The 25,603-nt window shown below is 41.1% G+C and carries 25 protein-coding genes; all 25 read right to left on the bottom strand.

Annotation, left to right across the window (positions count from 1 at the left end):
• Nucleotides 1-126: 126 nt before the first annotated feature.
• Nucleotides 127-381 carry a hypothetical protein gene (locus ACU1LP_RS03875; RefSeq protein ID WP_445731593.1) on the bottom strand — a complete coding sequence of 85 codons (255 nt, stop codon included), beginning with the start codon at nucleotides 379-381 and terminating at the stop codon, nucleotides 127-129.
• 198 nt (nucleotides 382-579) lie between these two features.
• Nucleotides 580-1,422 (bottom strand): ATP cone domain-containing protein, encoded by an 843-nt coding sequence (locus ACU1LP_RS03870; protein ID WP_445731592.1) that lies wholly within the window; start codon nucleotides 1,420-1,422, stop codon nucleotides 580-582.
• Nucleotides 1,423-1,425: 3 nt separating this feature from the next.
• Nucleotides 1,426-2,247 (bottom strand): universal stress protein, encoded by an 822-nt coding sequence (locus ACU1LP_RS03865; protein ID WP_445731591.1) that lies wholly within the window; start codon nucleotides 2,245-2,247, stop codon nucleotides 1,426-1,428.
• Nucleotides 2,248-2,362: 115 nt separating this feature from the next.
• On the bottom strand, nucleotides 2,363-3,358 hold the full coding sequence (locus ACU1LP_RS03860) for a 2-hydroxyacid dehydrogenase (protein WP_445731590.1): 996 nt from the start codon (nucleotides 3,356-3,358) through the stop codon (nucleotides 2,363-2,365).
• A gap of 22 nt (nucleotides 3,359-3,380) precedes the next feature.
• Nucleotides 3,381-4,643, bottom strand: a complete 1,263-nt coding sequence (locus ACU1LP_RS03855; RefSeq protein ID WP_445731589.1) for an MgtC/SapB family protein — start codon at nucleotides 4,641-4,643, stop codon at nucleotides 3,381-3,383.
• Between the two features lie 65 nt (nucleotides 4,644-4,708).
• The gene (locus ACU1LP_RS03850) at nucleotides 4,709-7,033 is read right to left on the bottom strand and encodes a glycosyltransferase (protein ID WP_445735612.1); all 2,325 of its coding nucleotides are present in this window, start codon (nucleotides 7,031-7,033) and stop codon (nucleotides 4,709-4,711) included.
• Nucleotides 7,020-8,096, bottom strand: coding sequence for a glycoside hydrolase family 130 protein (locus tag ACU1LP_RS03845; RefSeq protein ID WP_445731587.1), 1,077 nt, complete (start codon nucleotides 8,094-8,096; stop codon nucleotides 7,020-7,022). Before ACU1LP_RS03845 ends, ACU1LP_RS03850 begins: the two co-directional genes overlap by 14 nt.
• A 434-nt stretch (nucleotides 8,097-8,530) precedes the next feature.
• Nucleotides 8,531-9,505: an ATP-dependent 6-phosphofructokinase gene (locus ACU1LP_RS03840; protein ID WP_445731586.1), complete on the bottom strand. Its 975-nt coding sequence runs from the start codon at nucleotides 9,503-9,505 to the stop codon at nucleotides 8,531-8,533.
• A 1-nt stretch (nucleotide 9,506) separates the two neighbouring features.
• A complete protein-coding gene (locus tag ACU1LP_RS03835; RefSeq protein WP_445735611.1) occupies nucleotides 9,507-12,230 on the bottom strand; it encodes a heavy metal translocating P-type ATPase in 2,724 nt (907 codons plus the stop codon).
• Between the two features lie 146 nt (nucleotides 12,231-12,376).
• Nucleotides 12,377-13,117, bottom strand: a complete 741-nt coding sequence (locus ACU1LP_RS03830; protein WP_445735610.1) for an HAD-IIB family hydrolase — start codon at nucleotides 13,115-13,117, stop codon at nucleotides 12,377-12,379.
• Nucleotides 13,118-13,154: 37 nt separating this feature from the next.
• Nucleotides 13,155-14,159: an alpha/beta fold hydrolase gene (locus tag ACU1LP_RS03825; RefSeq protein ID WP_445735609.1), complete on the bottom strand. Its 1,005-nt coding sequence runs from the start codon at nucleotides 14,157-14,159 to the stop codon at nucleotides 13,155-13,157.
• 30 nt (nucleotides 14,160-14,189) lie between these two features.
• Nucleotides 14,190-15,251 (bottom strand): class I fructose-bisphosphate aldolase, encoded by a 1,062-nt coding sequence (locus ACU1LP_RS03820; RefSeq protein WP_445734835.1) that lies wholly within the window; start codon nucleotides 15,249-15,251, stop codon nucleotides 14,190-14,192.
• A gap of 133 nt (nucleotides 15,252-15,384) precedes the next feature.
• The gene (locus tag ACU1LP_RS03815) at nucleotides 15,385-16,398 is read right to left on the bottom strand and encodes a type II glyceraldehyde-3-phosphate dehydrogenase (RefSeq protein ID WP_445735608.1); all 1,014 of its coding nucleotides are present in this window, start codon (nucleotides 16,396-16,398) and stop codon (nucleotides 15,385-15,387) included.
• A gap of 113 nt (nucleotides 16,399-16,511) precedes the next feature.
• Nucleotides 16,512-17,561 carry an FAD-dependent oxidoreductase gene (locus tag ACU1LP_RS03810; protein ID WP_445735607.1) on the bottom strand — a complete coding sequence of 350 codons (1,050 nt, stop codon included), beginning with the start codon at nucleotides 17,559-17,561 and terminating at the stop codon, nucleotides 16,512-16,514.
• Between the two features lie 26 nt (nucleotides 17,562-17,587).
• Entirely contained in the window at nucleotides 17,588-17,935 is a 348-nt protein-coding gene (locus ACU1LP_RS03805) for a heavy-metal-associated domain-containing protein (RefSeq protein ID WP_445734082.1), read from the bottom strand.
• Nucleotides 17,898-19,124, bottom strand: coding sequence for a class I SAM-dependent methyltransferase (locus tag ACU1LP_RS03800; RefSeq protein ID WP_445734081.1), 1,227 nt, complete (start codon nucleotides 19,122-19,124; stop codon nucleotides 17,898-17,900). The genes ACU1LP_RS03805 and ACU1LP_RS03800 overlap by 38 nt, the downstream gene beginning before the upstream one ends.
• 12 nt (nucleotides 19,125-19,136) lie before the next feature.
• Entirely contained in the window at nucleotides 19,137-20,480 is a 1,344-nt protein-coding gene (locus ACU1LP_RS03795; protein WP_445734080.1) for an APC family permease, read from the bottom strand.
• A 7-nt stretch (nucleotides 20,481-20,487) separates the two neighbouring features.
• Nucleotides 20,488-21,843: an NAD(P)/FAD-dependent oxidoreductase gene (locus tag ACU1LP_RS03790; protein ID WP_445734086.1), complete on the bottom strand. Its 1,356-nt coding sequence runs from the start codon at nucleotides 21,841-21,843 to the stop codon at nucleotides 20,488-20,490.
• A gap of 51 nt (nucleotides 21,844-21,894) precedes the next feature.
• Entirely contained in the window at nucleotides 21,895-22,365 is a 471-nt protein-coding gene (locus ACU1LP_RS03785) for a universal stress protein (protein ID WP_445731901.1), read from the bottom strand.
• Between the two features lie 221 nt (nucleotides 22,366-22,586).
• Nucleotides 22,587-23,102 (bottom strand): hypothetical protein, encoded by a 516-nt coding sequence (locus tag ACU1LP_RS03780; RefSeq protein ID WP_445734079.1) that lies wholly within the window; start codon nucleotides 23,100-23,102, stop codon nucleotides 22,587-22,589.
• 16 nt (nucleotides 23,103-23,118) lie between these two features.
• On the bottom strand, nucleotides 23,119-23,715 hold the full coding sequence (locus ACU1LP_RS03775) for a lycopene cyclase domain-containing protein (RefSeq protein WP_445734085.1): 597 nt from the start codon (nucleotides 23,713-23,715) through the stop codon (nucleotides 23,119-23,121).
• Between the two features lie 115 nt (nucleotides 23,716-23,830).
• Nucleotides 23,831-24,613 carry an AlbA family DNA-binding domain-containing protein gene (locus tag ACU1LP_RS03770; protein WP_445731904.1) on the bottom strand — a complete coding sequence of 261 codons (783 nt, stop codon included), beginning with the start codon at nucleotides 24,611-24,613 and terminating at the stop codon, nucleotides 23,831-23,833.
• A 22-nt stretch (nucleotides 24,614-24,635) separates the two neighbouring features.
• Nucleotides 24,636-24,911 carry a DUF5676 family membrane protein gene (locus ACU1LP_RS03765; protein WP_445731905.1) on the bottom strand — a complete coding sequence of 92 codons (276 nt, stop codon included), beginning with the start codon at nucleotides 24,909-24,911 and terminating at the stop codon, nucleotides 24,636-24,638.
• Between the two features lie 18 nt (nucleotides 24,912-24,929).
• A complete protein-coding gene (locus ACU1LP_RS03760) occupies nucleotides 24,930-25,136 on the bottom strand; it encodes an SHOCT domain-containing protein (RefSeq protein ID WP_445731906.1) in 207 nt (68 codons plus the stop codon).
• 16 nt (nucleotides 25,137-25,152) lie between these two features.
• Entirely contained in the window at nucleotides 25,153-25,374 is a 222-nt protein-coding gene (locus ACU1LP_RS03755) for an SHOCT domain-containing protein (RefSeq protein WP_445734078.1), read from the bottom strand.
• Nucleotides 25,375-25,603: the final 229 nt, after the last annotated feature.

Below are 25,603 nucleotides of genomic sequence, written 5' to 3'. Positions count from 1 at the left end.
GTATCTGAGCTAGAAAGTTCGAGAACAAGGTTTGCGAAGTTTTTAAAACCAAGGAGTTCACTAGTGTAAATGACTGTTTTTAAAACGAGTGTAACGCAGTTATCGGACTTTATAGTCGGACACTATTTAGTGCCCACCACAGCAGGAGGAAGTGTTTCCTTTATCTTGTTCCGATTTGCACAATTCCGCTATTTCATTATACAAATTGCGGGAATCCTCTTTGATAACAAGTGCTATTTTCTTTATTGATTTTGGTTCAAAGTTTACCATCCCCAATAATATTTCAAGGGCTTCTTCAAGTAGTTTAGGGTCATCTTCCAATGCTTGGTAAAATGGCTCTAAATCTATATTGCTCTTATTTTGCAATGCTTCTGTTTTCATACGTTTAAATCTTTTTAATTACCTGAATATTAATTAATCAAAAAATGGAGAACGTATGTAACCGCTACGCTCTCACATTAAAAATTTCATACATTCCCTTTTGTGAAAAAATGTAAAAAATTTATTAATGTTCGTTTCATCTGTATTGTTTTTAGGATTATTAATTGTCATTCCTGCGAAGGCAGGAATCTTGTTATTTTAATGAATTCCACATAGTTCCCGTGAATCTTCAAGAATGTTTTTATGCCTTGGTTTTGGCACCCCTATTTGTTCCAATATATCAGGGTTTTCGTGAAGCTCTTTACAGAGCACGATGCCTGTGTCCAATAATTTTGTTTTTTCGGCCTTGGTCAAGGTTGTTAAAGCCGTCAATGGGTGCAGGCCAGATTTATCTATTCTATCTTTAAGGCCGTTTCCTCTTGGATAATCCCAGCTTGCAAGCAGTAAGCCAACACATTCACCGTACTGTATGGCATCGGTGGTAAAACGTGTGTTGGTGTAAACCCCACCTTGGTGCCATTTGTTTTCATGGCCTTTTTGGCGTTCCCATTGTTTTTCAACATCCAAAAACCTTGAATGGATATATAAGGGAATTTTTACATTGCAAAACCGCCCTTGGTCACTGTGGTATTTGCACTCAATCATATAGTGGTTATTGTCCTTTTGGGCTATCACATCCACTTCGTGCTGCACACAATTACCTTGTACTATTACGCCTACTTTTGTTTCAAAACCTTCATGTTCCATTATTTTTCCTACCAGTTTTTCAAACGGATAGCCGGAAGGGCCCAATTCCATCAATGCTTTTTTGAGTTTGTATTTTGAAGCACTTACCCGTGATGTATTCTTGAGCATCTTAAATGCCATTTTATAGATTTGCTTGGTGGTAATTCCTTCATATATTTGATTTTCAACTTGTGCAACTATTTGGTTGATCATGTCGTCGCTTGCCTGAGAACGCCTCAAGGAGTTGACGAGTTTGTCCACATCAAAAGCAACCAGGTCGCCAGAATGTTTTATTATGTTTATTGTGTTGCTCATGGTTTATACATTTATGGTCATTATGGGTAGGTTGTTGGTAACATTTTCAGTAATACTTTTAGGGAATAGGCTTAAAAAACCCATTTTACCGTGGGTAACCATGGCAATTAAATCCACTGGGTGTTGTTTAATAAAAGTAGTGATCCCATGTTCCAGTGAAGGCTCATTGTAAACCGTTAAAGTGTAATTTTTAAATTTTGGAAACTTTTGCAAAAGTTGGTCAACAGGATTTAAACCACGAGTGCTGTTTTTAAGATCAGTTTCAGGAATTATCTGCAATAAATGAATTTTTGCATGGCATTGTGTTGCTATTGAAACCACTTTGTTGAGCGCATCACCGACATCATTTACAAAATTTGAAATAAAAACAATGTTTTTAAAAGGGAACACTATATGGCTCTTTTCAACAATTAGTACCGGTACTTTGGCTTTACGTACAATAAGCTCGATGTAACTTTTTATGGGTTCATGTGTATTTCCTTTTGTTTCGCTCCCGGTAACAATAAAATCGTGGTGAAAATTATTGGAGTGTTGCATTATATTTTCTGGGCTTGCATCAAACTCAATAAAGGTCTTGCATTTTAAATGTTCATTTTCTGCCATTAATTCATAATCCTTTAGTTTACTATTGGCATCTACAATTTGTTTAAGTGTTTCTGGGTATTTATCTTCTTTAGTTTTAGAAATTTCCAACCAATCCACAGGTGTTTTAATAAAATGAAAAAAATGTATTTCTGCATTATGGTGCTTCGCTAATTTTATTCCTAAATCTACAGCATGCGTGCAATTTTCGGAAAACGTGGTAGATACAAGTATGTTTTTCATCTGTTTATGTTTATTGTTTTTTATAGGTCAGATGGAACGCCTTGATAATCATTTCCCTGTGTGGATAAAATGTAGCCATGGGCGTTTCATTTTGTATAATTTTATGTTTTATAAATCAATTCATGGCAACTTCATTTCCAGAAGGTATTTGTTTTCCAAAACAATCCAGGTTATACATGGTGGTCTCAGCAATGTTGGTCAACGCTGTTTCTGTCAGAAATGCTTGATGGCTGGTTATCAGTACATTGTTGAAGGTCATTAAGCGGGCAATGACATCGTCCTGCAAAATTTCATCGGAATGGTCTTCAAAGAACAATCCTTCTTCCTCCTCATAAACATCCATCCCAAAATAGCCAATCTTTTTAGTCTTCAATCCTTGGATAACGGCTTTGGTGTCCACCAATCCCCCGCGGCTGGTATTGATGAGCATTGTGCCCGGTTTCATAAGTGAAATATGCGCTTTATCAATTAAATGTTTGGTTGAAGGTACTAAAGGAATGTGCAGACTTATAATATCGGCTTGCTTGCAGATGGTTTCGCAATCTGTATAGTGAACACCGTACGAATTTATCAGGTTTTTATCTTCGTTTACATCTTGGGCAAGTATTTTGCAACCAAAGCCATGCAGTATTTTTATAAGGATGGCACCTATTTTTCCTGTTCCAATAACGCCTGCGGTTTTTCCGTTAAGGTCGAAACCCGTTAGGCCGTTCAACGAGAAATTCATATCCCTTACCCTATTGTGGGCCCTGATCAATTTTCGGTTAAGCGCCAGTATCAACGCCATGGTATGTTCGGCAATGGCATAAGGCGAATAGGCAGGTACACGGGCCACTTTTATGCCCAGTGCGGTTGCTCTTTCAATGGCTACGTTGTTATACCCCGCGGTACGAAGGGCAATGTACTTAACGCCCAAGGCACTTAATTTTTCCAGCACCTTTGCCGAGGCATCATCACTTGTGAACAAACTAATGGCCTCGGAGCCCTGTGCCAAGGAGGCCGTTTTTTCGGTCAACCGTACTTCAAGTAGGTTAAGCTCGTGCTTGCCCTTATTTGCGGATACCAAATGGGGCTCTTCAAATTTGTGGGTACTGAATACGGTTGTTTTCATCTTTCTGTTTTTTTTTTTGGTTTTATAACTGTATTAAAATATAGGCTATGCCCACAATGACCACTGTTCCGAATATAAGCATCACGAGTTTTCCTGTTTTTTTGGAACCTTTAAAATAGGTAATGGCCAGTTTCACTATCATATTGCTTATGGTTGCGGTAATAATCACATTGGTAGCGAGTGTGAGTTTGTCTTCCAAAGACCCAAATTTTGCCATACTTATGGTTATGGCGTCTGTATCGGCCAATCCTGCAATGAGCGCCGAATAGTATAAACCGCTTTCGCCAAAGAATGCATTCCCGTAAAAAACAGCAAATAGAATTGCTACATAAATCCCCCCAAACCCAAGAGCGTTCCAGATATTGAGCGGATTGCCAAGGTTGATGGCTGTATTGGTAACATCGGTGTCTTTCTTTATAAATACAAGAGCGCTAATTAAACAGATAAGCATAAGAATAGTAAAGGGTATGGCCAGATATGAAAGTATGGCACTGTTGAAAATATATGCCAATACCGCAAGCCTTGGAAACATGATGGCAGAAGCTATAATGATGCCGGCAGCATATTTTTTTGAAAGCTCTGGCGATTCCTTGCTTCTGGAAGCATAGATCCAAGAAACAGCGGTGCTGGAAATCAATCCGCCCAAAATTGCCGTGAGCAAAATCCCTCGTTTGGATCCTACATATTTTACAAGGAAATAGCCAATAAAATTTAAAAAGGATACAATCACTATGATGGCTCCAATCTCAAAGGGGTTCAACAAACCTTCTGGACCATAGTCCTGATTTGGTAAGAAAGGCAAAATAAGAAGGGCGATAATTGAAAACTTAATAAAAGCGAAAAGTTCTTCTGACGTGATGTTCTTTATAAAGGTATTAAAAGTTGTTTTCAACGACAACAAAGTAAGCACGACCACTGCGGTAGCAACTGCTTCCTTATGTAAATGATTGGCGACCATAACCCCCAAAATTAACGTAGCGAACAATGCCATATTGGTGGTGATACCGGTCATTACATGTTTTTGGACTATGGAAAGATGGCTGAAAGACAAAAACAAAAGGAACGCCGCCGCAATGATAATGACCAACCAAGGCGTGTAGGTAATGGAAAGATTCCCCAAGATAAAACCAATAATAGCCACAATGGGGAAGGTCCTTATGCCTGCAAAGCCTTGTTCTTCCTTCAGTTTGTCGTATTCGCGTTCCAACCCAAGAATAAGGCCAATGCCCAGACTGATGAGCAGTCCGAGCATAAATGGGTTGATATTTTTTAAGGCTTCTGTCATTAATGTAACCTAAACTGTTTATTGGATTTCTACAGGAAAACCGCATGTTCAAAGGCTTGCCTGCACTATTTTTCACTTACAGCTTCGCTTTTATTTGTTGAGCTTTTCTTTCTTTTTTTTATTGTGCCCAACTCATTCCAGGTTTTAATATTGGGTGGCATTATGGCGTGCTTTGTCCCTAATGGATATTGTTCAACAATAAGGCGGGCCATCAAATAGCATATACTGGACTCTGCCCCTTGGTTAATATTGATGTTCTCTCTTTCAAGACCATCATAGCACCCGCCGTTTACCGGATTGTGCATAATTTGTTTAAGGTGGTTATTGCCCAAAAACCAGCTGAACGCCGTATGCAGTTGTTGGGCATACTTCTTTTTATGGGTTACCTTATAAAAAAGGTCCAATGAAAGAATGGTGTAGGCAACCTCTATGGGTTGTTCCCCATAAAAAACACGTTTGTTCCTTTTATGGAACCAACCATCATTGGAGACGACCTTAATCTGGCCTTTCATAAAATACTGCGACAGCAAAAAGTCGAAAGTAATTTCCGCAACTTCCCTATACCTGTGGTCTTTGGTAATTCGCCAAGCATATAGCAGGGCATCGGGCAAGACGCTGTTTGCATAGGTAAGGTAGTCTTCAAACCATTCCCATTGGTTATCGGTACTTATATCGAAAATGCGCAAGAGCTCATCGGCCAATTTTTGGGCTATGGCAGTGTAGGTTTTGTCTGTATTGTTTTTTTGATAAAAATAAAGGCCCTTTAGCACAAAGCCCAAGGCTCGTGGCGATTCAAAATTGGTTACGTTTGGGATGGCTTTTTTAAAGCAGTTCTCTGCTTTGGCCACCAAATGTTCAGGAAGTTGTGTTGCGCCCGACAATAAATACCCAAGTGCCCATATAGCCCTACCGTTGGAGTCTTGAAGGTTTACTTCGGTGTTTTGGTCTGTAAAATGATGGCTGTAATCTACATAATTGTAGAATTCCCCATTTTCTTGCTGGCAAAAGGCCATGAAATCCAAATAAATTTCTATTAATTGAAGAATTTTTTCCGAAGCATGCTGTTCATAATACATCAGCATGGTAATCAAGGCCCTTGCATTATCGTCAAGCGTATAGCCAAAGGAGGTGTCCGGTTCATCAAAACTTGAAAATTGGAGGATGCCAAAGTCAGTGGTCATATTTTCAATATGGTCAGTTTTAATGGGGGGCAGCACAAATTCCAATGGGTTTTGCTTTTTTAGATAGTCCTGAAAGATATCAGAATAAGATAGGGCAACATTTTCCCAGCTAAAAGCGCGCATTTTGGTAAAGGCATTTTTGCCCATAGAGGCCCTTAAAGCGGGTTGTTGCAGCAAATTGATGATGGCATTGCTCAATTCCAAAGAATCCTCAAAACCGTTCAACAAAATACCGGTGCTGGGGTCCAGACATTCCCTGGAGTGGGGGATAGGGGTTGATATAACGGGATTTCCGCAACTCATGGCATACGCAAAAGTGCCGCTTACCGCTTGGTTGGGATCCTTTGACGAAAATATGTAAATATCTGAAAGCGTCAAGTATTCCAACAATATTTGGAGTTCCAAATATTCGTTGATAAAGATAACGTTGTCATTGAGCCCCAAGTGACCTACCAGGTCCATAAGCGATTCCCTGTAGGTTTCGCCTTCGTTTTTTACCACCTCTGGGTGGGTCTTGCCCAATACAAGATAGAGAGTTTCTGGGAATTTGTCGATCACTTTGGGCAATGCGCGAAGCGTTGTTTCTATTCCTTTGTTTTTGCTTAGCAGGCCAAAGGTGGAGAGCACCATCTTATCCTGAAACCCGTACTTATTTTTAAGGGCTTGTTTTTCTTTCCACAGAACAATATGTGTTCCGTGTGGGATAACGTTTAGTTTGCTTTTTTCTATGGAATAATCTTTTTCCAGTATCTCGGCAGACCTATTGGTGAGTACAATGAGCTTTTCGCTCAGGTCGGCCAGTGCCTGCATTACTTTTATCCGCTTCAAATCCGGGTTGGGCAGCACGGTATGGAACACACAGGAGATGGGGATGTTAAGACGGAGCAGGAAAGCCACCAAATGGCTACCGTATTCCCCTCCAAAAAGCCCAAACTCGTGCTGTACGCATACCATTCCAATATCCTCCCTTTCGTTTAGCCTATCGGCCACCTTGAAAAAGGAATCCACTTCTCGGGCATCTATCCTGTACGAGACTTCTGTGGGATAATCATCAATGTTGCAACATTCGTTTTCCAGTGCGCATACCTCAATGTCCATGGAAGCACCAAAGCTCTTTTTAAGGGATGTTATAAGATCCTGTGAAAAGGTCGCTATGCCGCATTGCCGGGGTGGATAGGAACAGATAAATAAAATTTTAAACTTTTTCATGTTTTTGGTTTTTTAGTTCATCCAATAATTGTTTAAGGCTGACCTTGGCCACTGCGGTATGCTTATCTGCTGCCCCATAATAAATATACAGGTCATCATCAAACAAAGCGGTTCCCGTAGGGAATACCACATGGTTAACCACGCCTTTCAATTCCCAATCTTCTGAAGGGGAGAATAGGGGATAGGGCAATCTCCCAATTATTTTTGTGGGATCGTTAATATCCAAGAGCGCAGCGGCCGCATGGTACGTTTTTCCGATGTTGGTTTCACAAACGCCGTGGTAGATCATTAGCCAACCATCTTCTGTTTCTATGGGTGGGCATCCCGCACCCAGATAGTTTACTTCAAAATTGTACAATGGATCCAAAAGGATATGATCGGTTAGGTTCTTTATGTAATCTACCCAAAATTCCTTGGTAAGATCTTCCCACTTTTCAAACTGCACTATTTGTATCCCGGGCCATATACGGTGTAGCATTACAAACTTATTGTTTATCTTTCTAGGGAAGAGTACAATGTCCTTGTCCTTCAATAACCTATGTTTCTCTTCTACAATTCCCAATTCGGCAAAAAGATTGTAGTAATAGAAATATTTTGGATTGAGTTTATCCTGATTGCAATGTTCTAAATGAAATTTATATTCCTTGTAATCTATAGGAGGCGTAATGATGCCTTTTCTTTCAAAATGTTTCATGTCCTTGGAGGTTGCCAAAGCCCCTATGGCATTCACGCCATCGTATGCTGTATATGTCAAATAAAAGATACCCTCGATTTTAACGATTCGAGCGTCTTCAACACCGTGTTTTTCATAATCAAAATCACGGGTAATAAAAGGGCGTTTAAGTCTTTCAACAATGTTGGTCGGCCCGTCGGATCTGGCATATCCAATGGTGGAAAAGTTGCCGTCTTCTACCGCACGATAAAATATATGCACCTCTTCACCCTCTTGGAATATTCCGGGATTGAGCACGCCGTTGCTTTCAAAAGGTTTTATTGTTGGGCTTAGGAGTATTCCTTTTTTTTCTATGGATATTATGTTATTATTCTGATTTTTATGTTCCATGTTGCTGTATTTATTTTGGTTTTCCCTGTTTGTATTTGTCCTTAGGCCAACAATATCAAAGCCATTTCAAGCATACTTACGGAAGCATTGGCTGTTTTGGTTTGATGCACTCTTCGTTTGTGTTAACCGTAAAGATATCTTTACGGTGCTTATCCCATTATGGTAAAACGTTCAAAGGTTCCTCCAAGTTCTTTCTTCTTTGTTTGGTTTTATTATCAAGTTAAAGGTTAAAACCCTGCTCCCGATAGCTATCGGGATTCATTGCAGTTACTTTAGTTTTATAAATGTTTTAGCCACGTCCCGATAGCTATAGTGAACACAAATAATTATGTGTTTTTTTCCTTACTTAATCGGCTATTTCACGAAGCAGACTTTCAGTCTGCCAATATAAAACTATGGATTTCCAATCCATAGTGGTTTCATTTTTCTTGCAATTATTTACCAAAAAGCTCTAAAAGTTTCATTAATTCCTCATTTACTTGATGTTGTTTAACCACGTCTTCAAAAGGGGTAAAATGTAATTGATTGTTTAATACACCGGCCATTATATTCTTTCTACCTTGTAAAAGAGCATTTACAGCTGCTACTCCAAGCCTAATTCCCAACATTCTATCTAAAGCAGATGGATTGCCACCACGTTGCACATGACCCAGCCTCGTGATTCGTAAATCGACCTCTTTGTTCATTTCCTTTATTTTGGACGCGACCAATTCAGCTCCTATTTCATCGCCTTCGGAAACCACGATTAGAAAGGCATCTTCACTATTGTAATTTTTAATCTTGTCCAATAAGTAAATAAAATCCTTACCGCTTTCGGGAATAAGTATGGCATCTGCCCCCGACATTAAACCCGAATGAATAGCAATGTAACCTGAATCCCTTCCCATCACTTCCACAATGAACACGCGGTTATGGGATTCGGCAGTATCCCTTATTTTATCGATGTTTTCAATGGCTGTGTTTACTGCAGAATCAAAACCGAGGGTGTAATCGGTGCCTGAAATATCGTTGTCAATAGTTCCCGGAATGCCTATAAATGGGATGTCACATATTTCAGAAAAAGCCAATAACCCTTTAAAAGTACCATCGCCACCAACGGCAACCAGAGCATCAATACTGTTCGCTTTAAGGGTTTGCAACGCTTTTTTACGACCTTCCAATTCCATAAAGCGTTTGCTACGCGCCGTTTTTAGGATGGTGCCACCTTTTTGGGTCAATTTTTGCAACTCATGGGCTTCCAATGGTATAAAATCGCCATCGATCAACCCTTCATATCCTTTGCGGATACCGCTCACTTTTATGCCTTTTGTCTCTGCTGTCTTTGCAATGGCATACAATGCAGCGTTCATTCCAGGACTATCGCCTCCCGAGGTAAATACGCCTATATGTTTAATTGGACTATTTTTCATTTTAGGCCGCTTTTTTGTCCAGTTTGTGAATGCCTTCCAGTTTGATAAACTTCAGCAGCAACGCATTGACAGCAACGATGAGGGTACTGCCGGACATTGAAAGTGCCGCCACTTCGGGGCTCAACACAAAAGGGTACAGAACCCCTGCGGCAAGCGGAAATGCCAACACATTGTAGCCTACGGCCCACCAAAGGTTTTGGTGCATCTTGCGCACGGTGGCGCGAGAGAGCTCTATGGCACCAACGATATCATAAGGATCGCTTTTCATGAGTACCACGTCTGCGCTTTCCATGGCAACATCGGTGCCGGCGCCAATGGCAAACCCTACTTCGGCCTGTGTTAGTGCGGGAGCATCATTAACGCCGTCTCCGACCATGCCAACTTTCTTTCCTTGCGCCTGCAGCTCTTTCACTTTTTCGGCTTTTTGGGCCGGAAGCACATCGGCCATGACGTTGTCGATTCCAAGGTCCTTGGCAATTCGTCTTGCTGTAGCTTCATTGTCGCCGGTAAGCATAACCACTTCAATACCGCGCTTACGCAATTTTTCTACCATTGCCTTGGACGATGGCCTTATGGCATCTGCGATGGCGATTAGCCCTATCACGCGGCCAGCCTGTGCTACGTGCACAACGGTCCGACCGTCTTCCTGCATCCGGGTAACCTCATTTTCCAGGCCATCGAGTGCGAGTTTCTGGGTGTCCATTAATAGGCGGTTGCCAAGAAAAACCGTTCCGGCGGCGGTCTCTGCACGTGCCCCCATCCCGTCAAGGCTTTCAAATTTTGTGGGTGCCTTCACGGTTAGGTTCTCTGCCTTGCGCAGTATTGCTTGGGCCAGCGGATGGTCCGATCCCTGCTCTACGGCAGCGGCAGCAGTAAGCAATTGATCCTCGGTAACACCTTTTGCGGTAACAATCTCAACTACCTCCGGTTGGCCCACGGTAAGTGTACCGGTTTTGTCGCAGACAATGACGTCCAACTTTGTAGCGTCTTCCAGTGCCGATGCATTCTTGAACAGGATACCGTTCTTGGCTCCTAGGCCGGTGCTTACCATGACCGCCATTGGCGTAGCAAGGCCCAGGGCGTCCGGACAGGCGATTACGAATACTGTAATGGTCAGGGTCAGTCCAAACATTAGCGGTGCCCCAATCCACCAAAACCAAACCGAAAAGGTTGCAAGGCCAATGACGATTGCGGCAATCACCAGTAATTGTGCTGCCTTATCTGCCAATAGTTGTGCCGGTGCCTTGGAGTTCTGGGCCTCCTGTACCAGTTTTACGATCTGTGCCAGTGCCGAGTCGGCCCCGACCTTCGTCGCCTTGTAGCGAAAGCTACCGGTCTTGTTAATGGTTGCACCGATGACCGTGTCACCGGGCCCTTTTTTCACAGGCATCGACTCTCCTGTGAGCATGGACTCGTCAACCAAGGATTCTCCGCTCTCCACCGTTCCATCAACGGGAATCTTGGCACCCGGGCGCATTACGACGATCTCGTCTTGCAATACTTCGGCCGTTGGCACTTCTATTTCCTCACCGTTGCGGATTACCGATGCCTTTGCTGGCGTAAGGTCCATCAATGCCTTTATGGCCGATGATGCTCCTGCACGGGCGCGCATTTCGAGCCAATGACCGAGTAGGATGAAAACCAACAGAACGGCTATGGCCTCAAAGAACTGGTCGCCCCCTTCCAAGAAAAATATGCTGATGATGCTGAAGAGATATCCCGTTCCTACGCTCAGAACTATCAGCACCGCCATGCCTAGGATACCTTTTTTTAGGGCACGCCAAGCAGAGACAAAGAATGGCCAACTTGGATAAAGCACTGCGGCACTTGCCAAGAAAAACAGCCACAGGTTCAGGTCCAGCCCAAACGGTGGTTGTGGCGGTTCGAAAAGCCCTCCCATAGGGGAATAGATAAAGATTGGTATCGTGAAAATAAGGCAGATCCAAAAGCGGTTGCGTAAATCGCGTACAATAGCCGCCATATCCTGGCCGCCATGCCCCATTTCATAAGCCATTTGTTCAGACATCGTGGGCTGGTCGCCCTGGGTCTTGTGCCCTTCATGGCTTTTACCCGTAGGGGACGTTGCCGATTTTGGGTCTTCCATCTTTGAATGATCCATTTTACTGTGGTCCATTTTACTGTGGTCCATCTTACTGTGATCCATCTTACTGTGGTCGTCCGATTTTGGGTCTTCCATTTTCGAGTGGTCTATCTTTGAATGGTCCATTTTACTGTGGTCAATGCCGGCACTATCTTCCTCTTTCTTCTCTCCAATTGCTGTTGGTTTGGTTTCAGCTTTGTCTTTTTCTTTCGGCTGTACTGCTGCAGATGACTTTTCGTTTTCTTTTTCTTTTTCGGGTTTGCCTGCCGTACCGGTCGGCGGAGTCACGTCAGGGTTTTCCGTTTTTTCCGGAGATATGGTTTCAGGTTTGGCATTTTTTTCCTGGATTTCGGATGAAGGCGGTGTTGCCGGGTCTTCATCTTTCTCTTCTGCAGGTTTATCTGCCGAATGCTCCTGTGCAAAGGACTCATGGCTTCTTTGCCGTACAGAGGATTTGATATCCGCAACATCCAGACGGGTTTCGTCGTAGCGAACCGTGGCGGTTTCCGTAGCGTAATTCATTGTAACACTTTCGACGCCCGGTACCTCGCTAATGTGTTTTTCCACTTCTTCTACACTCCAAACTGATAGCATGTCGTGTACATTGATATTGCTTGTTTTCATAAATTCTAATATTTACAATTTAAAATGTTTGTTAGTTAATGTGCCGTTTGGGAAGCTTGCATCCAAGCAAACCAAAGCATGGCATTGCCCTGTATGTTTAAAAATCAATAATGGCTTTTTCATTGATATACTAATTAATTGGTTTTTCATAGACATGCGTTTATTGTTTCGATGATCCGTTTCGCTTCGTGGGGATCCCTTACACTGATAGAAACCACCCCCGTCTGTTTTACCGGATAGTCATTGCCTCCTGGAAATAAGGCATCGCCGATAAAAATCATTTCAGATAGTTCAATTCCCAAGATGTCCTTTAGTTTGTTGATTCCATAAGCTTTGTCTATCCCAGGTTTTGTAACGTCAACAGAGGTGGTGCCTCCCATTCTGATCGAGAATTCGGGAATGCGTTGATCGAGAATAGCCTTTATCTTTTTGCGTTTTGCAAAATCAGGGTCCCACGTTTTCTTTTTTTCCAACGGAGCGTTTTGGCCCAATGCCGAAAAAGTGATCTGGCTTCCACGGTCTTCGATAACTTCGCCCCAGGTTTTTCCTATCTTAAAATCCACGGTGCTGGACGCCTCTTTGAGCGCATGAATTATTTTCTCTTTTTCCTTTATTGATAGGTTCTCAGCATATATTTTTTCCCATCCATTGGCATATTTATAAAATTTGGTACCGCAAGTCGGCAGTATAGAAAGGTTGTCTAGCAGGCCATTTACTGGGAAGTTAGCAAGCAGTTGCTTTTCAAACTGCGGCCAATCGCCACCTGAAATAACAGCCACCTTTACCCGTTTGAGCAAGTCCTGCAGCAATGCAGACATTTCGGCATCGAGCGAAGATTTGCTTTCGGCCAGGGTGCCGTCCAAATCAAAAATAACCAGTTTTTTCATCTTCGTTTTTATATGCTTTCGCTTTTGATTTTAGTGTTCATTTAATGTTGAGTGCTTGTTCGTTTTTACTGATATTTAAGGCCTTTGGCCCAACTGTTCCTATGATGGTATCTTCAGAAACAGAAAAATCTTGAATGGCCCGCCACAGTATGTTGGGCTCTTTTAAAAATAATTGGTGATCGCCATCTTTGATAGTTATAAATTTGGCGTTGGAAAATGTTTCAGCATATTCTTTGGCAGTTTCATAAGGTGCGGAAGTATCCTCCGCTCCGTGTATAAAGACAATCTTTTTGTCTTTAATGGCTTTTGAAAAGGCGTATAGATCGGGTTTGATCACCACTTCAGTTAAGGAGTTGGCATAACTTTGCCAGGTATGTTTTTTTGCATCTTCATACACATCGTCCGTTAAATTATCGGGCTTAAAATAATCAGTCATAAAAATGGGATGCAGCATACAAATAAGTGTCCCATATTTTCCCGATGCCAATCGATCAAAAACGGCATGACCGGACATGATTTCCCTAAATTCATTTCTATCTTTATAAATAGGAAGCCCTGTAATGATGGCCCCTTCAAACCAATTGCTATGTTCTGCAAGCAGTGCCAGGGAGATAATGGCTCCCATGGAGTGCCCTACAATTACAGTATTGCCATCATTAAAATTTTCTTTGGTAATTATCTTTTCCAGGGCATTTAGTTGGATGTTGAGACTATAATCGCTATTAGGTTTTGGAGAATCACCAAATCCCAGTAAATCCACCAATAACAGCTGATGTGTTTTACTAACGGTTTCCAGCTCTCTTTTCCAATAATTTTTAGACCCTGTCAAACCATGTATAAACACCAATTTTTTGTTGCCAGAACCCACAATTTCGTAATTTAATGCCATGGTTTCAGGATTGTATTTTGGTGCGTTAATAACTTTGAAATACTCATAGCCAGCAATAGATCCAATTGGAACGATAAGTAATAAAAGAAAAATCAATAAGGTCATTTTGCTGAATTTTAGGATGGCTTTTTTTTTTGGTTTTGTGCTGTGCATTTAGTTAAAACGTTGTTTTTTTATTTTAAGTTATGCAATTGTTATCTGTTTATCCAGATAGACATCCTGAACAGCCTTGATCAATTCAACCCCTTCCTTCAAAGGGCGTTGAAACGCTTTTCGTCCCATTATCAATCCGGAACCGCCGGCTCTTTTATTGATTACCGCAGTAGTTATCGCATCAACCAAATCGGACTCCCCTTTAGATCCACCACCGGAATTGATCAATCCTATTTTGCCCATATAGCAATTGGCCACTTGCAATCTGCATAGGTCAATGGGATGGACTGTGGTGAGTGTTTCGTACATATCATCATCATATTTGCCAAAACCTATGTTTTTAAAACCAAAGTTGTTTGTCGGCAGTTTCTGTTTGATGATATCCGCCTGAATGGTCACGCCCAAATGATTGGCTTGCCCTGTAAGATCTGCCGCTGCGTGATAATCTTCTTTCTCTGTTTTAAATCCATCATTGCGCAGATAGCACCATAAAATGGTAGCCATTCCCAAATTGTGGGCTTCTTCAAAAGCTTCGGAAATTTCCTTGAGCTGCCGGTTGCTTTCTTCGGAACCAAAATAGATGGTGGCACCCACGGCAACGGCTCCCATATCCCAAGCATTTTTTACCTTGCCAAATAATGTTTGGTCATATTTATTGGGATAGGTAAGCAGTTCATTGTGGTTGATCTTCACAATAAACGGGATTTTGTGTGCATATTTACGGGCGTTCAGTGCCAAAACCCCAAAGGTGGAAGCCACACCATTGCACCCTGCTTCCACGGCAAGTTTTATGATATTCTCAGGATCGAAATAGTCTGGGTTTTTATAGAAAGAAAAGGCTGCACTGTGCTCAATACCCTGATCAACGGGCAGGATGCTTAAATACCCCGTGTCTTTCAGGTTGCCATGTCCGTACAATTGGGCAAGGCTCCGCAGCACCTGTGGGTTTCGGTTGCTATGGACAAATACCTTATCGACAAAGTTTTTGTCGGGCAACTGTAATTCATCCTTGGTAATTTTTTCGCTTACATGATCCAGATAGAAAGACGCTTTGTCCCCTAACTGTTCCACTATGTTTTCATGTGTTTTCATCTGCTTATATTTATTTGTTTATATCTGTGGGACCTGCCGTGCCATGGGGCTGGCAGGTCGAATTCGCATCCTAACCGTCCCGGTCTTAATCGAACAGGTTAGGTTAGGTATGCTCATTTCATTACAGAATGGTTTATTTGATCCCTAAACTTTTATTGGTTTTAGAGATGGATTTTGCTCCATCGGTCTCCATGCCGGTAAGTGCACGAATGGCATCGATGGTCTCTGGGATTACGATTGCCTGATTATCGACCACATAAGCATAAAAAAGTTCATCGCCCACCACTTTCAGCATATCTTCCCAAAGAGCCACCTCGTACATATCGCCCCAAGGCCTTCCCATATCCAGGAACATTTCCTTAATGGTATTGTTGGAAACCAAGCCTTGGTCATAACGGATCAGCTTAATACGGCTGGACGTTTTAAAGGCTTTCAGCACGTCTTCCTTCGTGGTCTGTTTTTTTAACTTCACGTTCCAATAGTGCATGTGGCTCAAGGTTTCCGGAACTTTTACCGCCGAGGTGATCACATTCAATTCGGGATCTACACTTTGTGCGTCGGGCCCTTGATGGCTCGGGATGTCTTTTTCGGGTACCATGGTGTTCATAATACCACCTAAATGGCTTTCCCATGGATCGGTAGCTCTTCTCAATAGTGTTCCTCTGGCATAATCCAATAAATCGGCTCTTTTTAAAGCGGTCAATGTTCTTAAAATAGAGGTGGTGTTGCAAGAAACCACCCGTGTTGCATTTAGATTCAACGCCGATTTATAATTGCTTTCGGCACTAAAGGAATGGCCAGTGGTTTCGTGTTTTTCGCCCCCCTCGACAATGAATTTTATGCCTTGTTTTTTATATATTTCCACATTCTTTGCCGCAATGTTTTTTGGGGTACAATCAACCACTAGGTCCACTTTATCCAACAGGTCTTGCAAACTGCCCTTTATCGAAATGCCGGAAGCCTTCATTTGTTTTTCGGCTTCGGTGGTTGCCGCATAGATATCATACTCTTTTCTCACGGCGTTCTGTATGCGCCAATCACTGATAACATCGCAAACTCCCACAAAGTTCATGTCATCTTGTGCGTTAACGGCATCGGCAACTCTTTTTCCAATAACTCCATACCCTACTAATCCTACATTTTTCATTTTTTTTCATTTTAATTAATTAATAAATACACTTTTTGTTTTGGTAACGGTTTAAATCCGCTGCACCTAAAGATACCCATTTCGCTTTCTTTTAATGTTAAAGGTCTGTTATATTATGCTATTGTTTTTATCACTTTTTTGCTGATGGATTTGGATCTTAAAAAATATTTGCCCGCCTCTATCAATAAAGGCCTGAATTTTCCGGAAGCGACCAAGGTGCCCAGTATTTTGTTATGCCTGTTTTGCAGCTTGATCAATGCATCTATTTTTTTGCTGTGATAATTTTGGTCCAGGATGATTTTCCCTATTTCCTCGCCACTAACAAGGGCCTGGTAAATGCCTTCGCCCGTCAACCTTGAAGCAAACCCGCCGGCATCGCCTGCCAGATAAACATTCCCTTCAAACCGATACGCCTTAAAATCCCCGTTTATTGGGAATGCCTCATATTTTCCATCGCTTACGTCGATATTATATGTTTTGAGCCATGCGGAAAAATTTTTTGTCAACTGTTTGGACGAGATTTCTTTTGGGTTGCCCATACAGCCAACGGATACATAATGGTTGTGGGGAAAAATCCAGGCATACCAGGCCGAAAATAATTGCGAATCAAAATATACCTCAAGATCCTTATATTTGGTTTCGGGAATAATATACTGCATGGCAATTTCCGCTTTCCCTGAAGGCAATTTTAGGTACCTTCTTACCAGCGAACTGGCCCCATCGGCCCCGACCAAATGTTTATAACCCATTTTCTGGCCGTTCAGGACCACGTATTCCTTTGTGATCTTTGATACGGCCGATGCTGTCCTTACCTCGATATTATCGAATTTTTCCAGTTGTTTCAATTGCCATTGCCCCAATTCCTTACGGTCTATGGTGTAGGTAAAGTCCTCGTCGTCTTTCAGATAGAACAGTTTGTTTTTGTGGTTCAGATGGATTTTATTGAAATTGAATTCTATCAATTCATCGGGTAGTTCTAAACTTTGTATGCTTTTGCCCGTTAAGCCTCCGGCACAGACCTTGGGACCCACAACGTTGTTCCTTTCGGCAACCAATACCCTTAATGGGGTACCACCCAACTGTTTGGCACAATTTAGGCCTGCAGGTCCCGCCCCAATGATAATAACATCATATTTTTCCATCTGTATGTCCACTTTATTCATTTATGTAAATCTGTATGAGGTTTTGATCAGCCACAACAGGAACCACCCGATTTTTTTGGTTCGTTGTCTGCGACGTTTCCGGCTACTCTGTAATTTCCTACTTTAGACAAAGCGGACTGCAATTGTGCATTGCCGATAACCTGGTCTGTTTGTATAACGGCCTGCGGCGGCACCAGGCTTACTGTTACCGTTTTTACACCTGCTACCTGTTTCAGTGCTTTTTCAACGGTTTGGGTGCACCCTCCGCAGCTCATTCCTTTAATTGCTACTTGTTGTTTCATGATCTTGATTTTTAAATGTTTATAATTAATTTTCTTGTTTTTATTTTCTTGTTCTTTATGGTTTGGGTGTAAATCTATTACTGGGCATGTCATACATGTACTGCCGTGTTAAGGGCAATTGGTTGTTGTTGCCTTTTACCAATAGTATTTGATGGACATCTACCTTGGCATAATGGAATGCTGCGGCACAGGCGTTTAGGTAAAGACGCCACATTCGTATAAACTTGTTGTCGAACATGGTCCTGATTTTATCCATGTTGCCTTCAAAACGTTCAGCCCAATGCATCAGCGTTTTCATGTAGTGCAGCCTTAAACTTTCTATATCCATGGTATGGAACCCCAACTCTGCGGCGATGTACAGTTCTTCCCTCAACGACGGTATGTACCCGCCCGGAAAGATGTACTTTGAAATAAACCCATCAACTTCGGTTTCCAACACATCGGTAATATTGTGCAATAAAAACAGACCGGTTTCTCGCAATATGGCATTCACGTTTTTAAAATAGAGGGGCAAATTGGCTTTCCCTACATGTTCGGCCATACCCACACTTACCACACGGTCGAACTTGAGGCCAGACTTTTCCAAGTCCCTATAATCCATTAATTTTACGGTCACCAGATTCTGCAGGCCTTCATGCTTAATTCGTTCTTCTACTTTTTTTAGCTGCTCTTTACTTAACGTAATGCCCAGTACCTTTACTTTGTATTTCTTTGCGGCTTCAATAGCGAGGTATCCCCAGCCGCAGCCGATGTCCAACAAGGTTTGGCCTTCCTTTAGGTTGAGCTTTTTTAGTATATGGTGTATCTTGTTCATTTGTGCTTCGTACAAGCTGTCCGATCCTGTTTTAAAATAGGCACAGGAATAGCTCATGGTCGGGTCCAGCCATAGTGCATAAAAATCGTTGCCTATATCATAATGATGGGCAATGTCACGTTCCGATGTCCTTTTTCCAACAGGTCTGCATTTTCCCAACATCGTCAACAATTTGCTTTCGTTCAAGAAGCTGTTTTTATGGCGCATGATGCTTTCCACGATGTCCTGTAGGTTGCCCACCAGCTCTATATCACCGGCCATATAGGCTTCGGCCAATGCGGTGCTGGGGTTGGCAAACAGTTCTTTCTTGTGGGGAAAGTTATGGATGACGATTTCAAATTTGGATTCCCCTTCCCCAAACTTATAGGATTCCTTGTCCCAAAACACAACCGTAAAGGTTTGATCGCTTATGTTTTTCAAAAAGGCTTTTACAAGTGCCTTGTCTATTGTTTTTGTTAGTGTTATCATGTTTTTTACTTTTTATTGCTTTGATTTGGTTTCCATTCCCATGGGCATATTACCTTCATCGTCTGTATGCGAGATCATAAAAAAACGTTCCGCAACAAGTATTAAAACAATCCCAATTGCTGCTACGATAAGTACCAATGGATCGTTCAGATATTTTATATAAAGAAATGCGGTAAGTACTGCAATATCCATTACAATAGCTATTAACGGAATGATGGGTTGAAATTTCACTTCTTTTTTTAGGTGGCGGAAAAGCCCCCAATGGATCGCAATGTCCATAATGAGGTAAAAAATAGCGCCTATGGAAGCGATTCTGGTTAAATCGAACAGCACGGTCAGTAAAATAGCGAGGGAAACCGTGAATATGAGCGCGGGATTTTTAAAATTCCCCAGTCTTTTTAAAGAGGGTACCTGTTTCATATTGCTTAACATCGCCAATAAGCGTGATGCCGAAAACACACTGGCGATAACACCTGAAAAAGTTGCTACGATAGCTATTGCTATGGTAATCCAGGAACCCCATTCGCCGAAGACGGGTTTTGCAGCGGCCGCCAAAGCATAGTCCTTTGCCTTGATTATTTCTGGGATGCTTAAACCTCCTGCCACGGCCAGTGCCAGGGCCACATAGATGAGCGTGCAGATAAGAATGGAAAAAATAATGGACTTCCCAAGGTTTTTGTTTGGGTTTTTAATATCCCCACCTTGATTCGTGATGGTTGTAAACCCTTTATAGGCAAGGATTGCCAATGCCAATGCGGCCACAAATCCAAATCCCTGTGGTAACGCTTCCGTGTTTTGAGGGATATACTTTCCAGTAATATCTGCAAACCCGGAAGCTATAAGGCCAGCAATAGCTAGCAATGCAATACCTGCCACTTTGATGATTGCTGTAAATGTTGCCGTTGCGCCAATAACCTTGTTGCCTAAAACATTCACGATAAAGGCCGTTACCAACAGTAGGATGCCGAGAATGGATGCATAACCGGCAAAACTTTCTGGGAACAACCGAAGCGTATAGGCACCAAAAGTACCCGCTACCAAACTTTCCGAGACCACCATTGACACATACATCAACAAGGAGAAGACACCGGTTGTGGTTCCCGGTCCGTAAGATTTGTTGAAAAATTTGACAACCCCTCCAGAGGATGGAAAAGCATTTGAGAATTTTACATAGGAATATGAGCTGAAACCTACCACAATGGCACCTGCAATAAAGGCAATAGGGAACAGATCGCCCACCAACTCCGCTATTTGCCCCATAAGGACGAATATGCCGGCACCGATCATTACGCCGGTACCAAGGGATATGGAGCCTATTAGGGAAAGCTTATTGGTTTTGCTTGTGGTATTTTTCATCTTTAAACTATTTTTTCGTGTTTTCAGTTGAAGGTTTTTGTTTAAAATTCCTTATAATTAGTCTGTTACTTTTTTCATAACTAAAATAACTTATAGTCCAGTTAAGACCCACAAACAATTTATTTCTGAAGCCACTTATGGACATTAAATGCACAAACGACCATAATAACCAAGCTGAATATCCTGTGAATTTTAATTTACCTAAATCGGCTACTGCACGTCTTTTCCCTACAGTAGCAAGCGATCCTTTATCTTTGTATTTAAAAGGCTTTATTGGTTTTTTATTAATTATATTTATCAACGTTTTTGATAAATATCTTCCTTGTTGAATTGCGGGTTGGGCTACTTGTGGGTGCCCTTTTGGTGTTTCGTTGGTTATAACAGCAGCAATATCTCCCATTGCAAAAACATTATTAAATCCTTCAACCTGCAAATTTTCATTCGTTTTTAAACGATTACCGTTTACTACATGTACTTTATCAATTCCTTTGGGCAATTGACCTTTAACTCCTGCAGTCCAAATTAAATTTTTGGCATGAATTTGTGTACCTTTTTTGGTGGTAATTACCTTTCCGTCGTAATCTGTTACAATTTCATTAAATAGCACATTTACATTTAGTTCTTTTAAATATTTCAGGGTTTGTGTTGAAGCTTTATCAGACATGGCTGCTATTAACTTATTTGATCCTTCCACTAAATAAATTTTCATTATAGATGCTGGATACTCAGGATAATCTTTTGGGAGTATATGTTTGCAAAATTCTGCTAATGCACCCGCCATTTCCACTCCAGCTGGTCCACCACCTACAATCACAAAATTTGTAAGTGCATCGCGCTCATCATCATCACAGGTTATTGTTGCTTGCTCCAAATTTTGAAGCATCATGTGGCGTATATTTAAAGAATCTCTAATATTTTTCATCCCCAAGCTATTTTCTTCTACCGCTTTCATTCCAAAAAAGTTGGTAGTTGTTCCTGTAGCTAACACTAAATAATCATAAGTTAATGCCCCTTTATTGGTATAAATGGTTTTTGATTCCGTATTGATTTCTTCTACTTCTGCTAATCTAAAACTAACATTTTTATAGCCAGAAATCTGTTTTCTAAAAGGGAAGGCAATGCTATCCGGTTCCAGACCACTTGTGGCAACCTGATAAAGTAATGGTTGAAATTGGTGAAAATTATTTTTATCTATAAGCACTACTTGAACATCTTTTCTTTTTAAGCCTTCAACTAAGGCTAAACCCGCAAAACCACCACCAATGATAACCACGCGCGGCAATTTAGAATCTAGTAAGCAGATTTTATCGTTTATCTTGCAATCAGATTCTGTTATATTATTATTTAAGTGGTTATCTCCCATATTTAATTTAGATTTTATAACTTTTTTTAGAGCGTTGGTGCCATCCAAACCTTAGTTCTCATTTTTTTCTTTCACAATCAGTACTGAACAGTTGGCGTGTGTTGCTAAATATTGTGACACAGAACCCAATAAAAAGCGTGTAAATGCCCCGTGTCCCTGAGAACCTACCACAATTAAATCGGCGCCAAAAGATTCCGCTTTTTCTAAAATGGTCCTTTTTGGAAGGCCACTAATCACGCTGGTGGTTATTTTAAGCGTGTCATTTTTGTTTTTCAATGCATCAGCAGCTTCGGAAACAATTTTCCCTGCCGATTTCTCTGCCCATTCATCCGCATTGGTTATAGTCTCTTGGTAGTAGGTGTTAACGGTTTCCGCCGTAAGGAGGTCTGGAGCCCACACTATAGGATATTCATATACATTTAAAACGCACACTTCAGAATTGGGCGGTAAAGGCAGTTTTCCAAGTTCATTAACGGCAACTTTACTAAAGTCCGAGCCGTCTATTGCTAATACTATTTTCATGTCTTTATGTTTATTGTTTTTTATCGGTCATCCCGATCTATCGGGACTTCCATATAATCATTCCCTTAGGTATCGTCCCGATAGTTATCGGGATTCGTTATGGAAGTTTCATGTCTTTGATATTTATTGTTTTTTAATGGTCATCCCTCGGGCCTGTTCGTAATTGATCATTCCTCGGAGTGATAAGGTTCTTAAGATGCCCGTTTCATAATTAGGGTGTTCTATACTTTATTCTTGTTTATAAATGTCTGGGCATCTTCTTTGGAAGCGAAATAAAAAACACTTCCGTTGCTTTTGTCTTGTACGATAACAGCGGATGCCTTGTCAACCTTATCATCTGAAAGAGGATTGCTTCCGAAGCGGGCATTGTCCAAATTTTTCTGTAGTTTTTCAACACAATCTTTACAGCAACCGTAGTAGGTAATTCCGTTGACGTCAATAGGTATTTGGTCTATGCCCATAAACGTGTCGTTTACCATGCACACTTTTTTGTTGGGAACTATTTCATGGTTTTGGGCAGAAGCCATTGCTCCATCTGTATTTATGGATGCCTCAATGTTTGCTTGCGATGCGCTTCCGGCAGGTTCTTTTTTCTTGTTTGAACAGGATAGTAGCGATAGCGACAGCAATAAAAGCATCAATACAAAAATTGACAATCGGTAAATTTTTTCCACTGGGTCTTTGATAGCAACGACTTGTGCGTTGCTGTTTTTTTGGTTTGAAGGGATTTGTTCCATTTTATATAGTTTTACATTAATTACGGGCTTTATTTAATTTTATGAGTTTTCGCCAATAGAGATGTTCGTACAAGCCAGACCAGTACATTCCAAAAGTGAAGGCAAAGAGCAGTTCTTCAATGGGGATGCCCAAGACAAGAATATGGGTCAGGTTGCCAAGGTTCCAGTACAGCTCCACATATTGGGGATAAAACGGAAGGATGCTCCCGAAATAAACGAAGTAAAGTACCGTGAACAGGATTCCCCCAACCCAAATCTTTCCATTAAGATCGGGACGGCAGTAAAGTGTTGCCAAGCCACCAATGAACAAAGCTATGATGCCACAATAAATGTGGTTGAGCGAGGTAAAAAGCGCCAGAATGATAAATACGAGCACTGGTATAAAGAGTATGTAAATATGCAAACGGTGCCTTTGGTGGCTGCGTTCGCTATGGGGTATTTCTGCAAGGCTCCTTTTAAAAATGATATTGTAGAGTACCGTACCAATGCCGCCTATGGCAAATGAAAAGATAAGGCTCTCAATATCAAACCTTGTTTTTTCGGCCAAGTCAAACAGCGATGGTGGCAACCAATATTCCGGTACAAACAAGGGCTCTGTTAAACCAAAGGGCATGGTAATCAGGCTCATTTTGAGCATTTCTTTCCTAAACCCTTTTTTGTACAAATAAATTACTGCCCAAAGGGCGAGAATGATAAGGGACCAAATAAACCAAACGTATTGCATAATTTTATGTTTTTTGTGTTTTTAAATAATCAACGGTTTCCTTTACTGTAAGCGGATAGGTGGCATTGCCTGTGCGCACATAAAAGGTCGTGCTCGTTCCATCATTTGCATAAACCGGTTCTTTTGAAGGTTCAATGTCTATGACACATATTTCCTTTTCATTAACAACATAAAAAGAAATATGATTGCTGAAACAGGCGTCGTGACCTATTTGTGTTGATATGATCCTGAAAATTTCACGCTCGTAGCCATCCTTGTTTTTATGCTTGAGTGTTTTAAAATCGTTTTCTAGCCCCAAGGTATTCCCATCATCGTCAACGCCCAAAATTAATTTTCCGCCCTTTGCATTCATAAAGCCTACAATGGTTTTGGCAATGACCAGCTCCAGATCGCGGTTGGTGGTTTTTCTGAAATAATCATAGCGAATGGATGATTTGAATTCTACCCGCTCATTTTCGCCATTTTCTATGAGATGGACAATATCTTTTTGCAATAAGCGCCGTTGTGTGCCAATAAGGCTATTTTTCTTTTTGAGATGGATCCAGACCAATCCGGAGAACAGCCCCAGTACAGTTCCAAAAATGGTGAGCAGGCCGCCCATTCCCCTCATATCAAAACTGAATGATTCCAGAAAGCGCCTGCTTAAAATTTTTAAAAAAAGTGACGTCGAAAAGGGCGTATGGCTATATTCAAACCAATACAGTACCATGGTAAATGGGTGCACCAGAAAATAGAACACGCCTGCTCCCAATAATAAATGAATGAATATGATCTTTACTTTTGCCATGGCCCTTTTAAACTGTTATAACTTATTTGTTTTTTAGTTGTGCATTATAAAATGCCGCTATACAGGCACCTATAAGCCATCCCAAAATGAAAATCTGTATGATGCCAATAAGCGCTTCCAATAGGGGAACATCCATCCTGATGATATTTGTAATATCCAATCCGTGCAACAGGCTGTTAAAGAATGTTATGGCACCTTCTTGTCCAGCGGTAGCAATAACGATCATACAGCCCAGATAAATCACAGCGCCCGTAAGCCCCATGGCGAAACCAAATTTTTTTACGTTTAATCGATACATAATTTGTTAGTTTTAAAATTAATTTTTTGAGTTTAAAATCTTTTTTGATTCTTCAAATTCTTCCTTGGATATTTCGCCTTTAGCAAAGCGTTTTTTAAGAATGTCCAGTGGGCTGTCCTTTTTTGTTTTTTGATAAGGGATGTCTGTGGGAATGAAAAATATCCAGACCAAAAAGATGAACCAGATAATCCACCATATAAAATGCATCCCGCCGAAGTTATTCATACTATTAGGTTTTTAATTATTGTTTTTCCGAGTTTAAAATCTTTTTTGATTCTTCAAATTCTTCCTTGGATATTTCGCCTTTAGCAAAGCGTTTTTTAAGAATGTCCAGTGGGCTGTCCTTTTTTGTTTTTTGATATGGAATATCCACTGGGATAAAGAATATCCATGCAATAAGGATGATCCATATAATCCACCATATTAGGTGCATGCCCCAAAAATGTCCGTTGTATAAATACATAATATTTTAATTTGATGTTTTATTAAATTTTTTTAATCTGTTGTATGTTTTTATTCATTGAATCCAAAACCTGATTTGATTGCAATTCGAGCAATTTTCAATCAGAAATTGCTCGAATTGTGACACTTTATTCAAAAGGCACAAATGGCATTTTTATTATCAAGTTAAAGGTTAAAACCCTGCTCCCGATAGCTATCGGGATTCATTGCAGTTACTTTAGTTACTATAA

The organism is Mariniflexile sp., from assembly GCF_052728615.1.
This window is presented reverse-complemented; position numbering and strand designations above follow the sequence as displayed.